Origin of the sequence: Priestia megaterium, from assembly GCF_041941685.1 — a bacterium.
Taxonomy (GTDB): domain Bacteria; phylum Bacillota; class Bacilli; order Bacillales; family Bacillaceae_H; genus Priestia; species Priestia megaterium_C.
Genome location: NZ_CP130958.1, coordinates 2073093 through 2086863 on the forward strand (window position 1 = coordinate 2073093; position 13771 = coordinate 2086863).

15 protein-coding genes and 1 pseudogene are annotated in these 13771 nt (G+C 37.0%); 11 read left to right on the forward strand and 5 right to left on the reverse strand.

Annotated elements, in window-relative coordinates; genetic code table 11:
- Positions 1-58 precede the first annotated feature (58 nt).
- The 3 genes and pseudogenes from Q5794_RS10660 to proC all read left to right on the forward strand — a co-directional run bounded on the left by Q5794_RS10660 (position 59) and on the right by proC (position 1862).
- Entirely contained in the window at positions 59-370 is a 312-nt protein-coding gene (locus Q5794_RS10660; protein ID WP_152640865.1) for a YojF family protein, read from the forward strand.
- Between the two features lie 23 nt (positions 371-393).
- A pseudogene (gene bshB2 / locus Q5794_RS10665) lies at positions 394-1055 on the forward strand (bacillithiol biosynthesis deacetylase BshB2).
- Positions 1056-1058: 3 nt separating this feature from the next.
- Positions 1059-1862, forward strand: a complete 804-nt coding sequence (proC, locus tag Q5794_RS10670; RefSeq protein ID WP_193425794.1) for a pyrroline-5-carboxylate reductase — start codon at positions 1059-1061, stop codon at positions 1860-1862.
- 160 nt (positions 1863-2022) lie between these two features.
- Here proC and Q5794_RS10675 read toward each other — a convergent pair whose 3' ends face one another.
- Complete coding sequence (locus Q5794_RS10675; protein ID WP_214987175.1) at positions 2023-2421, reverse strand: thiol-disulfide oxidoreductase DCC family protein; 399 nt, start codon at positions 2419-2421, stop codon at positions 2023-2025.
- 178 nt (positions 2422-2599) lie between these two features.
- Here Q5794_RS10675 and Q5794_RS10680 point away from each other — a divergent pair, with 178 nt between their 5' ends.
- On the forward strand, positions 2600-3289 hold the full coding sequence (locus Q5794_RS10680) for an anti-sigma factor (RefSeq protein ID WP_251034122.1): 690 nt from the start codon (positions 2600-2602) through the stop codon (positions 3287-3289).
- A gap of 41 nt (positions 3290-3330) precedes the next feature.
- Here Q5794_RS10680 and Q5794_RS10685 read toward each other — a convergent pair whose 3' ends face one another.
- Positions 3331-3765, reverse strand: coding sequence for an Hsp20/alpha crystallin family protein (locus tag Q5794_RS10685; RefSeq protein WP_013082862.1), 435 nt, complete (start codon positions 3763-3765; stop codon positions 3331-3333).
- A gap of 228 nt (positions 3766-3993) precedes the next feature.
- Between Q5794_RS10685 and Q5794_RS10690 the strand changes: the two genes are divergently transcribed.
- Both Q5794_RS10690 and Q5794_RS10695 read left to right on the forward strand, forming a co-directional pair.
- Entirely contained in the window at positions 3994-4374 is a 381-nt protein-coding gene (locus tag Q5794_RS10690; protein WP_013056721.1) for a helix-turn-helix transcriptional regulator, read from the forward strand.
- Between the two features lie 374 nt (positions 4375-4748).
- Positions 4749-5027, forward strand: a complete 279-nt coding sequence (locus Q5794_RS10695) for an AbrB/MazE/SpoVT family DNA-binding domain-containing protein (protein WP_025752053.1) — start codon at positions 4749-4751, stop codon at positions 5025-5027.
- A gap of 86 nt (positions 5028-5113) precedes the next feature.
- Here the strand turns inward: Q5794_RS10695 and Q5794_RS10700 are convergent, their stop codons facing one another.
- Positions 5114-6487 (reverse strand): MATE family efflux transporter, encoded by a 1374-nt coding sequence (locus tag Q5794_RS10700; protein ID WP_214987174.1) that lies wholly within the window; start codon positions 6485-6487, stop codon positions 5114-5116.
- A gap of 220 nt (positions 6488-6707) precedes the next feature.
- Here Q5794_RS10700 and Q5794_RS10705 point away from each other — a divergent pair, with 220 nt between their 5' ends.
- Complete coding sequence (locus Q5794_RS10705) at positions 6708-7460, forward strand: SDR family NAD(P)-dependent oxidoreductase (RefSeq protein ID WP_214987173.1); 753 nt, start codon at positions 6708-6710, stop codon at positions 7458-7460.
- A 31-nt stretch (positions 7461-7491) separates the two neighbouring features.
- Here Q5794_RS10705 and Q5794_RS10710 read toward each other — a convergent pair whose 3' ends face one another.
- Positions 7492-9003 (reverse strand): phytoene desaturase family protein, encoded by a 1512-nt coding sequence (locus tag Q5794_RS10710; protein ID WP_374989079.1) that lies wholly within the window; start codon positions 9001-9003, stop codon positions 7492-7494.
- A 136-nt stretch (positions 9004-9139) separates the two neighbouring features.
- On the opposite strand from Q5794_RS10710, the gene Q5794_RS10715 reads away from it, so the two are divergent.
- The 3 genes from Q5794_RS10715 to Q5794_RS10725 all read left to right on the forward strand — a co-directional run bounded on the left by Q5794_RS10715 (position 9140) and on the right by Q5794_RS10725 (position 10703).
- On the forward strand, positions 9140-9754 hold the full coding sequence (locus Q5794_RS10715) for a glycosyltransferase (protein WP_374989080.1): 615 nt from the start codon (positions 9140-9142) through the stop codon (positions 9752-9754).
- 92 nt (positions 9755-9846) lie between these two features.
- Positions 9847-10242 (forward strand): hypothetical protein, encoded by a 396-nt coding sequence (locus tag Q5794_RS10720; protein WP_374989081.1) that lies wholly within the window; start codon positions 9847-9849, stop codon positions 10240-10242.
- Positions 10185-10703: a glycosyl-4,4'-diaponeurosporenoate acyltransferase gene (locus tag Q5794_RS10725; RefSeq protein ID WP_374989082.1), complete on the forward strand. Its 519-nt coding sequence runs from the start codon at positions 10185-10187 to the stop codon at positions 10701-10703. Before Q5794_RS10720 ends, Q5794_RS10725 begins: the two co-directional genes overlap by 58 nt.
- Here Q5794_RS10725 and Q5794_RS10730 read toward each other — a convergent pair.
- Positions 10700-11152: a hypothetical protein gene (locus tag Q5794_RS10730; RefSeq protein ID WP_013056728.1), complete on the reverse strand. Its 453-nt coding sequence runs from the start codon at positions 11150-11152 to the stop codon at positions 10700-10702. The two genes, Q5794_RS10725 and Q5794_RS10730, sit on opposite strands and share 4 nt — an antisense overlap.
- A gap of 669 nt (positions 11153-11821) precedes the next feature.
- Between Q5794_RS10730 and Q5794_RS10735 the strand changes: the two genes are divergently transcribed.
- Positions 11822-13759 (forward strand): LTA synthase family protein, encoded by a 1938-nt coding sequence (locus Q5794_RS10735; RefSeq protein ID WP_013056729.1) that lies wholly within the window; start codon positions 11822-11824, stop codon positions 13757-13759.
- Positions 13760-13771: the final 12 nt, after the last annotated feature.

The window sequence follows — 13771 nt, forward strand, 5'->3', positions numbered from 1 at the left end:
AACATGAGAAAGGAGTAACAAGCGTGCAACCAATTCATAAAGAAACAGTCCAAAAAAAATACAAACATTTTTAAATAAAGACGTATATGTACACCTTGAAACGACAAACGGTGCATATGCTTCACACGTAAATGAAAAAGTAATGACAGTTGGGGCTTTTATTCGCAATGGTAAAGTCACTATTTCAAACGGAAAGATAACTGGAGAAGGTCCTTATCGTGTAGGTCTTCAAATTGATTTAGGATGGATTTATGCAGAGGGATTAACAGATTGGGAAATTGATGAAGAAGGCCGACTTCTTCTAGCTGGGCATGACTTCGAAGGTCGTTTAGCAGTTGCCCTTCAATTAAGTGAACATCCGTTTTCATAACAGAAAAGAGAGGAGAATAGAACATGGAAGAAAGATTATTAATTGTATTTCCGCATCCTGACGATGAAGCATATGGAGCAGCAGGAATGATCACGCAAGCTAGACAAAAAGGAACGCCCGTTACATATGCCTGTGTTACGCTAGGTGAAATGGGACGAAATATGGGTAGACCGCTGTTTGCTAACCGTGAAACTTTACCTCAAATCCGAAAAAAGAACTTTTAGATTTAGCGAACGTTTTAGATATTCAAGACTTGCGTATGCTAGGGCTTCGTGATAAAACGCTGGAATTTCTTGATATTGATGTTTTTGCAGATAAAATCGAAGAAATCATTAACGATGTAAAGCCGACTCACATTTTAACGCATTACCCTGGCTTTGCGGTACACCCTGATCATAATGCTACGGGTGCAGCTACGATTCAAGCGGTAAAACGTATGCCAAAAGAAAAGCGTCCGGTTGTTTGGTGTCATGCGTTTTCAAAAGATCGTATTGAACATATTGGAGAACCAGATGTTATTTTTGATGTAACAGCGATGAAAGATAAAAAAATTGAAGCGTTAAAAGCCCATCGTTCTCAAACAGAAGGAATGATGAACGCAATTGACTTCGACCGCTTATCTGACTATCCGCAAATGGAACGTTTATTAACTAGAGAAGAATTCTGGACATATAACTGGGAGTAACAGATGAAAAAACAGCGAATTTTATTTATTGGAGCAGGACGAATGGCTGAAGCTGTAGCGGCTGGTTTGGTTACGAGCAGCGCTGACAGTATTGAGGCAGTGGTGATGTCAAACAACGGAGATATTGAGCGGTTACAGCGTGTTGAAAAAACGTACGGCGTACAAACGACGCAAAATTGGCGCCAAGAAGTTGACAATTCGGATGTTATTATTTTAGCGATGCCTCCCGAGGCCCATCCTTCAGTGCTCAAGGAACTTTCGACGCATCTAAATCAACAATTTGTCGTAACGTTAGCGGCAGGAATTGGTCCGAGTTACTTAGAAAATCACCTTCCGCAGGATACGCCTGTCGCTTGGATTATGCCAAATACAGCTGCTATGATTGGACAATCGATGTCACTGTATTCACTTGGAACTTCTGCCACAAAAGAACATAAAGAAGTGCTTCAAATGATTTTAAAAGGAATTGGTGAAGCGCATGAGTGTTCAGAGAAAGAAGTACATGAGCTAACGGCTGTAACTGGCAGTGCACCGGCGTTTTTATATTATTTTGCAGAATCGTTAATTGATGCAACTACTGCTTACGGTGTGGACGAAAAAACAGCCAAAGATTTAGTTATTCAAATGATGTATGGCTCTGTACAAATGCTGCATGAAACCAAAGATCCTGCGTCTTTAAGAGAGCAAGTAACAACTCCAGGCGGAGCTACTGCCGAAGGGTTAAAAGTTATGAAAGAACAAGACTTCTCTCTAATAATGAAGCAGGCAATTGAAGCAACGAATAAAAAAGCAATGGGTGGAAGTTAAAAAAGCTCGTACAACCATATGTTAGCTGAAAAATCCGAACTATAGTTCAGCATTCTTTCATTAGAATGTTGAATCAGTTCGGATTTTTTAATGAATAGACTTTCTTAACATAAATATATTCCTCTTTGGAACTGTTTTTTTCTCTATGTCCCAAGCTTTTTTAGTCATCAACAAACCGCTTTTTCGTATCAGAAGTTGGGAGCATGCAGTGCTGCTGTTTGCCAAACCACTTATATCGGTTGCGAGCGATCCAGTTGTATACTATATCTCGAATAGGTGCAGGAATGATAATGAAAGCATATAAAAATTTAACGGGTCCATCTAAGCGCTTGGCGATTTTTAAAGCAGCCGTTGATTTTATATATCTTTGTTTTCCATGAATATATACAATGCTGTCTAATTGCTCAGGAAGTAAGCCGGGAGAGGCTAGCTGCTGCTTTCCGAAATCTGATTGAAGAGAAGCGAAAGAAAACAAAGCTTGTTCATCATGTTTAATAATATATTGAACACTGCTATTACATAAATTACATATGCCATCAAAAAGAATTAAATGTTTCATTGGACGATTTCGCTCCTATTCCATAAAAAAAGTATAATTATTTGTCATTTTTGAAAAATAAAGGTACGTTTAAAAGATGTGAAAGTGATCCAAATTCAAAGGTAATTCGATTATATAATAAGGACTCATTGATTACTATAATGATCAGTTGACTTCCCAGGAGAAAAAAGAGTTTGAAATGCACTTGAAAAACTGTCAAAGCTGTCAAGAAGAATTACGAGAACTGGAGGAAGTTCTTGGAGATCTAACATATTTGACACCAGAACAATCTCCTCCGCCAGAAATGAAACAGCGAATACTTGCGAATGTATTTGAAGAAGATCAAGATGAGACAAAGAGAGAACCAATAGCTTTAAAAAGTCAAAAACAACATGCTGCGTCTAAGAAATCAAATAAAAAATCCATCATTATTGGATTAGTTGCGGCGCTTCTTTTATCTCTTGCAGGAAACAGCTACTTTCTGTTGAAAGATGAAGACAAAGGCAAACAAGAACCAAATGTTTCGGTTGCTCCTCAAAACGAACCTCTTACATCTGAAAAAACAATGAAGCTGCAGGCGGAGCCGAACGTTTCTGGTGAAGCAACAGCATCTCTTACGAAAAAAGGTGGAAATTTAAATGTGGTCATTCAAGCGAATAACTTGAAAAACGTAAAGGGAAATGAAGTTTATCAGGTGTGGCTCATAAAAGGTGATAAGCCTCATCCGGCAGGTGCTTTTGTAACAGATAAAAATGGAAACGGGACAGTGGTCTATACGATGAGCCAAAAAGAACAGACTGAAAAGTGGGGTGTTATGGCCATTACTTTAGAACCGAACGCGAATAATAAGACGCCAAAAGGAAACATTGTGTTAAGTTCACCGCTCTAACAAAAACCCTTCTGCTACAGAAGGGTTTTTGTTACGTGCAGTTAATCATCTTCAAATTGTATGGCAATGGTTTGGTCATTTTCTATCTTATTCAGTCGAATTTCCAATAATCCATTTTTGTACTTAGCGCGAACTGGTTCGTCTGTGTAGTGAAAAGGAAGTTTGACCGTGCGAGAAAATACGCCTGTATGGCGTTCGTTGAGCTTTAACTTTTGTTTAGATGCTTCATAAGCATAAGGAACGTTCCCTTCAACTGTTAATATATTTGCGTCCAACTTGATTTGAATGTCGTTAGTTGAATGCAGTCCAGGAACCTCAACAACGATAATGCCTTCTTTATCGGTTTCATATAAGTCGACGTTTGGAAATCGCTTTGGTAAGATGTGATTTAAATCGCTCCAAAAGTGATTTCCAAGCATATCTTCTACCTTATGCTGAATCGAACCCCAATCAATCTCTTCATATTTTTTACTCAAAGGAACCCCTCCTTATATTCACGTAAATTCCTTCTATATATATGAAAAAAAGAAAATTCAATGCCTGCTTACAAAGAATGAGAAAAACGCGTAAATAAGTGAAAAAATGTGAGAAAAAAAGAGATTTTGAGTGAAAAAGAAGGATTATGTAGAATAAAAAAAGTATAATTACGTATAGAGCTTTCTATTATTCTGAATGAAAGCAAGTATGTGAAGGAGGAAGTTGAGATGAGAGAAAAGCGTACATCCAGTGGTTTTCTATTAAAACAACGTGCTTTCTTAAAATTATATATGATTACGATGACAGAACAAGAGCGTCTGTATGGCCTTCGGTTGTTAGATGTGTTGAGAGATGAATTTCGCCCTTTTGGGTTCAAACCTAATCATTCTGAAGTATACAAAGCTCTTCATGACTTGATTGAAGATGGTGTCCTCAAACAGGTGAAGCGTAAAAAAGAAGGAATGAAGCTTCAAGAAGTGGTTTATTATACATTTACGAATGAGGGAGAAGAGAAAGCTAAATTATATAAAAAACAATTAAAAGTAGAGCTGGAGCGGTGTGAAGCTATGATTCAAAAAGCTATTCGTGACAACTTCGGGTCCAAATGAACGTGTCTTTAGTTAGAAAAGACACGTTTTTTCTATAGCTGATTTTGTCGTCTTATGTCGGAATAAAAGTTATAAAATGGGTACAAAGTAGTGTAAAAGATGGATATATAGTTATATTATGGATAAAATACACACTTTTAACATATATGGATGAATTCGATTTTAAAGATTATGCACTATTCATAAATAGTGTACGAATTGATATGATACAAAGTGTATATAAATCTATTTAATGCGTTATTTGCCATATTTTAAGAACTTATAAACCGTTATCAGACCATCATTGAAGCATTTTGGTTTTAGCAACTCTGACGAATTTGACTAGATTTGTATCGAGAAGATATTATTTGTTTACTATGAAAGGAATGGATTTTATGAAGTCTACAGGAATTGTAAGAAAAGTAGATGAATTGGGTCGCGTAGTAATTCCTATTGAATTGCGCCGTATTTTAAATATCAACACAGGTGATCCAGTAGAAATATATGTTGATGAAGATATTATTATTTTACAAAAGTATAGCCCGTACGGTGCCTGCTTAGTAACTGGGGAAATTACGCGTGAAAACTTAACCTTTGGGAATGGAAACGTTGTGTTAAGTAAAAAAGGTGCGGAACAGCTTTTACAAGAGTTAGAGCGTACCTTAAATAAATAAGAAGTTTTAAGTCTTAGTATAAGGAAGAGTATCAATCCATTTTTAAACCAAAAAAGAACGTTCTTTTGAGAACGTTCTTTTTTTGATTAAGCCGTTCGAGAAGATTTATCCTCCTCTAGCAGCTGCTTTTTTTGTATTTTTATCAAACGATACGCAAGTCCTGTTGCTCCTGCAGCGAGCCCCGCAATTAGTCCAACCCAATAGCCAAACGCCTGCAAATCGGTGTATTTTGCTAAAACAATGCCTAAAGGTAGACCAATTACCCAATAAGATACCAAGGACATTAAAAAGGTAACATTTACATCCTTATACCCTCGCAGAGCGCCTTGAATAGGAGCTTGAAGAGCATCAGAAAGCTGAAAGAAAATTGCATAAATCAAAAATTGAGAAGTTAATGCGAGTACCTCTGCATCTTTTGTATATAAAGATGCTACAGATTCTCGAAGAGTAAATAAAAGACCTGCGCACACAAAGGCCATGCCAACAGCAATTGTTATACCAATTCTGCTATAGCTTCGTGCATCTTGATTCCGTTTAGCACCCGCTTCAAATCCTACAACAATTGTTAAAGCCATAGAAATACTCAGTGGAATCATATAGAGAAATGAGGCAAAATTAATAGCTGCTTGGTGAGAAGCGATCGTAATGGTATTGTACGAGCTCATAAACAGCGTGACAGCTGAAAAAATACTTGTTTCGAAAAATACCGAAAAACCGATAGGTAAACCAATTTTTAATATTTCTTTCCACGCAGCAAAAGAGATACGGTGAAATTTTTTGAATAAACCAAAGCTGGAAAAAGGCTCTTTTTTATGAATAATTAAAATCGATATGACAAGTATGCACCAATATGTGATGGCCGTTGCATAACCGGAGCCTACTCCACCCAAGTGAGGGAAGCCCAGCTTACCGAAGATTAATACATAGTTTAAAGCCACATTAATCGGAAGCCCTAAAATGGTGATAAGCATAGACGTACGAGTTTGCCCTAAAGCATCAATGAAGTTTCGTAAAACCGTATAAATAAAAAGCGGGATTATACCAAAAGATAAAGCAATTAAATACTGTTTGGCAATGCGCATCACGTTTGCTTCTAAATGCATTCCTTTTAAGATAGGACTAACAACAAAAAAGCCGATTAAAATAATAACGAGGGCCATTAAAATGGAGACATAAAGCCCTTGAATGACAGAGAACGGAACTTTTTTCTTTTGATTAGCTCCCACCAGCTGTGCAACAATTGGCGTAATAGACATTAAAATTCCGCTTAGCCCTGTAAAAACAGGTACCCACAAGCTCGAACCAATTGCTACCCCTGCCAAGTCATCTGCACTAACTCTTCCTGACATCATCGTATCAAAAAAAGTCATTGAAAACATTCCAAACTGGGTGACCAATATCGGAAATAAAATAAAAACGAACTGCTTAACTTTTTGAGACGTTGAAAACGTTTGTTGCATTAAAAAACCCCCAATTTGAAAACATTTACACCAAAAAGCATTATATCACGCCGTGGCTTGTTTTTGCTAAGAGTTCTGACAATAAATTCAAAGAACGTATCCATAAAACGCAGGGATTTAAAAGGAGTAAAAAGGTAAAACAGTATATGATTTTAATTTTGACATGCAGTGAGCTATGATAGAAAGTATAGTAATTATCATTTAACGTGGAGGGATACGTGTGGATTTACAGTTGCAAAATAAAAATGTACTTATTACCGGTGGGTCAAAAGGAATCGGGAAGGCTATTGCTGCCTTGTTTATTCAAGAAGGAGCAAATGTTGGAATTGCGGCAAGAGGAGAGGAAGCGTTACAGGATGCACAGTCAGAATTAGAAGACGTACGTACATATACAGCAGACCTAACAAACGAATCAGACAGAGTTGCATTAATTGAGAAGTTCATTAAAGACTTCGGAAGCATTGATATTTTAATTAATAACGCTGGAGGAAGTAATGGAAGCAAGGCAATGGAAACAGATTTATCCCTTTTCAAAGAAGCGATGGAGCTTAACTACTTTTCAGCTGTCCACTTGAGCAAGCTAGCAGCAGCTCGTATGACAAAAGATGCGGCAATCGTTAATGTTACGTCTATTTTCGGGAGAGAAAGTGGAGGGAAAGTCACGTACAATAACGCAAAAGCAGCGCTTATCAGCTTTACAAAGTCGTTTGCAGATGAAATGATTTCTAAAGGAATTCGTGTAAATGGAGTAGCGCCGGGAAGCATTTTGCATGAAACGGGTAATTGGAAAAAAAGAATGGATGAAAATCCGGAAAAGATTAAGCAGTTTGTTGAAAATGAAATACCAGCAGGGCGCTTTGGAGAGCCGGAAGAAGTGGCAAACGCCGTTGTTTTTTTAGCATCTTCTCAAGCTTCATGGATAGTGGGTGCGACGTTAAACGTAGATGGTGGACAGTCAAAAATGAACTTTTAAAAAAAGTGCAGGAATTTCCTGCACTTTTTCATTACCCAATATCTTTTTGCATACGAGGAATCTGAAAATCTTCATTAATTGCGTCCGCTGTTAGCTGACCTGATAATGTCACCATTGGCACGCCGCCTCCAGGGTGTGTAGAGCCGCCTACAAAATAAAGGTTAGAAAGAAGCTGACTTCTTGCCGGGATTTTAAAACCTCCATTTTTCTTACGGTCAGTTGCTACGCCATAAATGGACCCGCCGTTAGCACCGTAAAGCTCCTGGATATCGTTAGGAGTAAACGTATATTCAAACTCAATGCTTGAACGTAAGTCTTCTAATCCCATTGCCTCAAGCTTTTTCAATACGACATCACGGTAGCGGTCTTTTAATGAAGCCCAGTCGTCGCCTTCTTTTAAAGGAGGTACATGAGTAAGAACGAACAGGTTTTCTTTTCCTTCAGGAGCTTGCGTAGGGTCTGATTTAGACGATACGCCAATGTAAATTGTCGGATCCATGGCTACTTGACCTTTGTTAAAGATTGTATCAAACTCTTCTTTCTGATCCTTTGAGAAGAAGAAATTATGATGTTGAAGCTGCTTGTACTGTTTGTTAACCCCTAATAAAAGAACAAGGCCAGAAACAGTAGGTTCAAATTTTGCAAGCTCCTGAGTTTGCTTAGCTGCTTGCGCATGATTTTTTAATAAATAGCGGTAAGTTGGAATTGCTTCTAGATTAGATACCACAATATCTGCTGATAGACTCTCGCCATTTTCTAGTGTAATTCCAGTTGCCTTTGCTCCGCTTGTTGTGATTTCTTTTACCGGCGTATTTAGATGCACAGTGACGTCAAGTTCTTGAAGGAGCTTATCCATCGCTTCAGCAATTTTGTACATTCCGCCTTTTACGTAATAAATACCTAATCCTAGCTGAACGTGAGCAAGCTGTGTTAATACAGCTGGTGCATGATAAGGAGAAGAGCCGATGTACATAATTAAAAAATTAAACAATTGACGCAAATGTTTGTTTGAAAAATATTTGCGTGTAGTAGCATTCATAGATCTCATTGGATCCATTTGAAGCAGTTCTTTTACCGTGTGCATCGTTCGTAAATCGTGCAGTCCAGATAAACTTTTTTTATAAAAACTTTTTAAGTTCGATTCATACATTTTATTAGCATAAGATAAATAGTCAAAAAAACCTTCAATGTCTTCTGGAGCAAGTTCTTGAAGCTGCTGAAGCATGCGAGGAAGGTCACTGGTCAAATCAATTTGTGTTCCATCTTGGAAAAAAGTTCTCCACTGAGGCTCAATTCGTTCTATTGTTAAGTAGTCGTGGATATTGCGGCCTGTACTTTCAAACAGCTGCTCTAGCACCCACGGCATTGTTAAAATAGAAGGTCCCGTATCGAAAGAAAATCCTTTGCCGCTGCGAATATTTAACTTACCGCCAATTCGCTCGCTTTTTTCAACAACTGTGACATCATATCCATCAGCTGACAGACGAATAGCAGCTGACAGACCACCTAAACCTGCGCCTACAACAATTACTTTCTTTTTCATCTTTTTCCTCCTTATAAAACAAAAGCGAGTTGTCAACAATGTGTATAAAATGACTTCACGCAAAATAAAAATAGGTCTACAACTTTTTATTTTGTCCAGTTCGCTCAATTTCATACGTGAAGGAAAGGAGAAAAGGATGTCTTTTTTACTGATTGCTCTTGTCTTGACAGGTACGCTTGTCATCACTATCCCTACATTTAAACGTGTAAAAATAGTAAGAACCGATATGTCATGTTTGTCCATTATTATTCCAGCTAGAAATGAAGAAAGAAACCTTACCTTTTTATTGCAGTCACTCCAGTTAAAGAACGCTGACTTTGAAGTGATCGTTGTAGATGACAACTCAACAGATAATACTGAGAAGGTAGCCAAAGCATTTGGCGTAAAAGTAGTGCACCCGGGAGCACTTCCAGCTGGGTGGCTAGGAAAGTCATGGGCATGCTGGAATGGAGTAAGAGAAGCAAAAGGCTCGGTGCTTTTATTTTTAGATGCTGATATTACAGTAGAGAAAGACGGAATTGAAAAAGTATTTTTCTACTATCAACAGCAAGGGGGGGGCTGTTGGTTCATCCTTATCATCTTGTTAAGAGGCCTTATGAAATGTTTTCTGCTTTATTTCACTATGTTACGTTTGCATCGATTGGCGCTTTTCACCCCTTTAAAAATTGGAAAAGTCCTTCTGTCGGTTTCGGGCAGTGCTTGCTTTGCAGCGCAGCCTCCTACTTTCAAAGCGGAGGCCACGAAGGGATAAAAAAAGAAGTGGTTGAAAATATGGCGCTGGTTGAAAAAATGAACAAACAAGGTGAATTTATTACGTGTATGAACGGACAGGGAGCTCTTTCCATGCGCATGTATCCAAATGGTATGAAAAGCCTTATAAGAGGGTGGAGTAAAAGTTTTGCTTCAGGTGCGGGGAAAACGGAAGCCATTTATTTATTTCTAGTAAGTTTGTGGCTTACTAGCATGATTAATTATGTCCTTTTTTTACCTACTCTATGGAATCAACATGCAGGCTTGGCAATTAGCAGCTATGTTTGCTATGTAAGTCTCTTATTTAATAGCTTAAGAAAAATAGGTTCGTTTACTTTTTTTTCTTTCTGCTTATTTCCTATTCATGTGCTGTTTTTTCTGGGTCTATTCCTATGGTCTTTCATCCAAACAGCAGTGAGAAAGAAAGTTAAATGGAAAGAACGCAGCATATCTATAGAAGAAGAAGAAAAGAAGAAAGTAATAAAATGACAGGTGCTCAGCTCTTAATTAATATCATGGCATGGTTTGTGATTCACATGTTCATCGCCTACAGATGCACAAAAATTTCTCCCTTCTATTTAAAGAAGGACCTTGCGCTGTTTAAGGTTCAAAGCTGGGAAACAGTTGGGATATATAAAAAATTCGGGGTACACCGATGGAAAACGTGGCTTCCTGATGCAGGAAAGCTATTTAAACGAGGATTTTATAAAAAGAAATGGGAGAGTAGAACGAAGGAATATGCACAGCTTTTTTTAATCGAAACAAATCGAGCAGAGTTAACTCACTGGATCAGCATACTTCCTTCTATTCTTTTTTTTATATGGAACTCTCCTTCTATAGGTGTTTGGATGGTTATTTATGCGATTGTTGCAAACGTACCGTTTATTTTGGTTCAACGATATAATCGAATACGGATCCATCAAGTCGTTTTGAAACTCAAACGAAATTAATTCACGTGCCTTTGGCTCCGAGTAGGGGCCTCGGTTTTTATTTTTTTCTCTTTATTCGAAGATAATAACTTCTTGGATAAAAGGAAAAAAGAAGCAAAGGCGATATAAATACTAAAAAAGACTAAAAACCCCCATAAACCTGCTATGGCATCATCAAATTCCATATTGCCTCGAGTGGTAATTCCTTGCTGAATTTCAATGGCAAAAACTAAGACAAGCATAACGGTAAGGGTATAGATAAAAGAAATAGCTGTAATACTAAATTTCCATTTTGACAATAATTTAAAGATCATATAAACGCTTAAAAACGTGAGCAGTCCAATAATGCCAATAATCCAGAAGTGAAGTTCTTTATCTGAAAGAGAAAATCCTAGTAAATAAAAAATATAAATTAATCCGTCATGCAATACATTAATAATATTTGTAATGAAAACAATACATTCTTTCATTTTTTCTCCTTTATAAAAATGTAAGACGTTTAAACTTCTAGGTATACAAGCATACATAGCCCGTACTCGTTCCAATTTTATATAAAAAGTGCACTTTCTAGATCAGGCGTTAAAGAGATCTGAAATTTCAAATAATATTTATAATTTATATTATAAACAAAAAGGTAAAAAAATAAAAATTTTCGATGCAAACTGACACATTTTTTTCATATTTAAAGAAAGAAATAACTCAAAATATGTGGTTTACTGTAGAAAGAAAAGAAAATAAGAGGTATTGATATAACAAATATTCACAAGTGCTTTTATGCATTCTCTTGTAAAGTAGAAGGAAAACTAAGGCAAGTGTTAAATTTATATGTATAGTGGACAAAATAAAAAATAAATATAAAATAGTGAAACCTAAAGAGAAGCTGTCCGTATTAAATAGTGAGAAGAAAAAAGCACAGGATACATTTGTGTTTGAAAGCCGATAGAGCTGGGAATAAGAAAGCAGTTATTTTCTCACGTTTGGTGAAAATTATACGTAGCGGTGTTGACAATTTTTTTAAAAGAGTTAAAATGTGAAAGAACAGATTAGCTCTCTTACATTTTTTGTAAGGGAGATTTCTTTTTACATTTACTATAAAAATAAAAGTGAGCTTAAATTTCAATAGAGACAGAGGTGGGAATATGAAACAGCTCATGACAAACGGTAAAAATATTTTTTCGAAACAGCTGCCGTTATTTCTAATTGCAGTTTTGTTGTTTTGGATTAAAACGTATACCGTTTATCGTATCGAATTTAACTTAGGGCTAGATAATTTTATGCAAAAGTTCTTACTTTTCATAAACCCAATTGGTTCGGCAATTTTCTTTTTTGCCATTGCACTACTATTTAAAGGGCGCGGAAAAGTACGAGCACTGCTTGGAATGAATTTTTTACTTTCATTCATCCTGTACGCAAATGTAGTATACTATCGCTTCTTTAATGATTTTATTACTGTTCCTGTATTGACTCAGTCAAACAACTTTGGTCAATTAGGCGGCAGTGCCATGGCTTTAATTAGCCCAACTGATATTTTATACTTCACAGATTTCTTTATTCTTTTAGTTTTAGTACTATGGAAAAAAGTTGACTTACCAGCAACAATTAGTCGACGTACTGTGACAGGTGTATTTTTATCAGGGATTTTATTCTTAAGTGCCAACATCGCACTAGCGGAAATGGATCGTCCTCAACTATTAACAAGAACATTTGACCGCAACTATTTAGTAAAATATTTAGGAACGTATAACTATACGATCTATGACATCATCCAGAGCTCGAAATCTTCAGCACAGCGCGCGCTAGCAGATAGCAGTGATGTGGCTGAGGTAGAGAACTATGCAAAAGCAACATATGCTGAGCCGAACAAAGAATATTTCGGGCAAGCAAAAGGCAAAAACGTCATCTATATTTCATTAGAGTCACTTCAGTCATTTATGATTGGTTATAAGTTAAATGGTGAAGAAGTAACGCCATTCTTAAATTCACTATTAAAAGATCAGAACACAATGTATTTCGATAACTTCTTCCATCAAACAGGGCAAGGTAAAACGTCAGATGCTGAATTCATGATGGAGAACTCATTATTCGGCTTACCTCAAGGTTCTGTATTTACAACAAAAGCAAATAACACCTATCAGTCGCTATCTGGTATTCTAGATCAGCAAGGCTATACAACATCTGTGTTCCACGGAAATGGAAAATCGTTCTGGAACCGTGATGAAATGTATAAATCAATGGGTGTAGAAAAATTCTTTGATTCAGCTTATTACAATATGTCAGACGAAGATACGCTGAACTATGGTTTAAAAGATAAACCATTCTTTAAAGAATCAATGCCGTACCTAAAAGGCTTAAAGCAGCCATTTAGCGCGAAGTTCATTACGTTATCAAACCACTTCCCTTATCCGCTAGATAAGGAAGACCAAACGATTGGACCTCACAATACGGGAGATAAGTCAGTTGACCAATACTTCCAAACGGCTCGTTATTTAGATGAATCAATCAAGCAATTCTTTGAGGATTTACAGGCCTCTGGTTTAGCAGACAATACGATGGTCGTGATGTACGGTGACCACTACGGTATTTCTGAAAACCATAAGCGTGCAATGGGCAAAGTAATGGGTAAAAACATCAATGATTTTGAACAAGCTCAACTGCAGCGCGTACCATTATTTATTACTTCGCCAGGCCTTAAAGGCGGCGTAAATCATACGTATGGCGGAGACGTAGATGTTCGTCCAACAGTGATGCATTTATTAGGTCTTGATACAAAAGACTATATTGACTTTGGTACAGACTTATTATCAAAAGAACATCAGCAAGTTGTACCTTTCCGTAACGGTGATTTTGTTACACCTAAAGTAACAAAAGTTGATCAGAAAGTGTATGACAACGCAACGGGCAAGCAGCTTTCAGATAAGGAAGCGAAACAGTATGATAAGTATGATGAACTAGTTAAGAAAAAGCTAGAACTATCAGATAAACTTGTTTACGGAGATTTACTCCGCTTTCATACACCAGAAGGGTTCAAACCAATTGAACGCTCGAAGTATGATTACAACAAGCGCGAAGATCAATAAAAAACAGGCAGC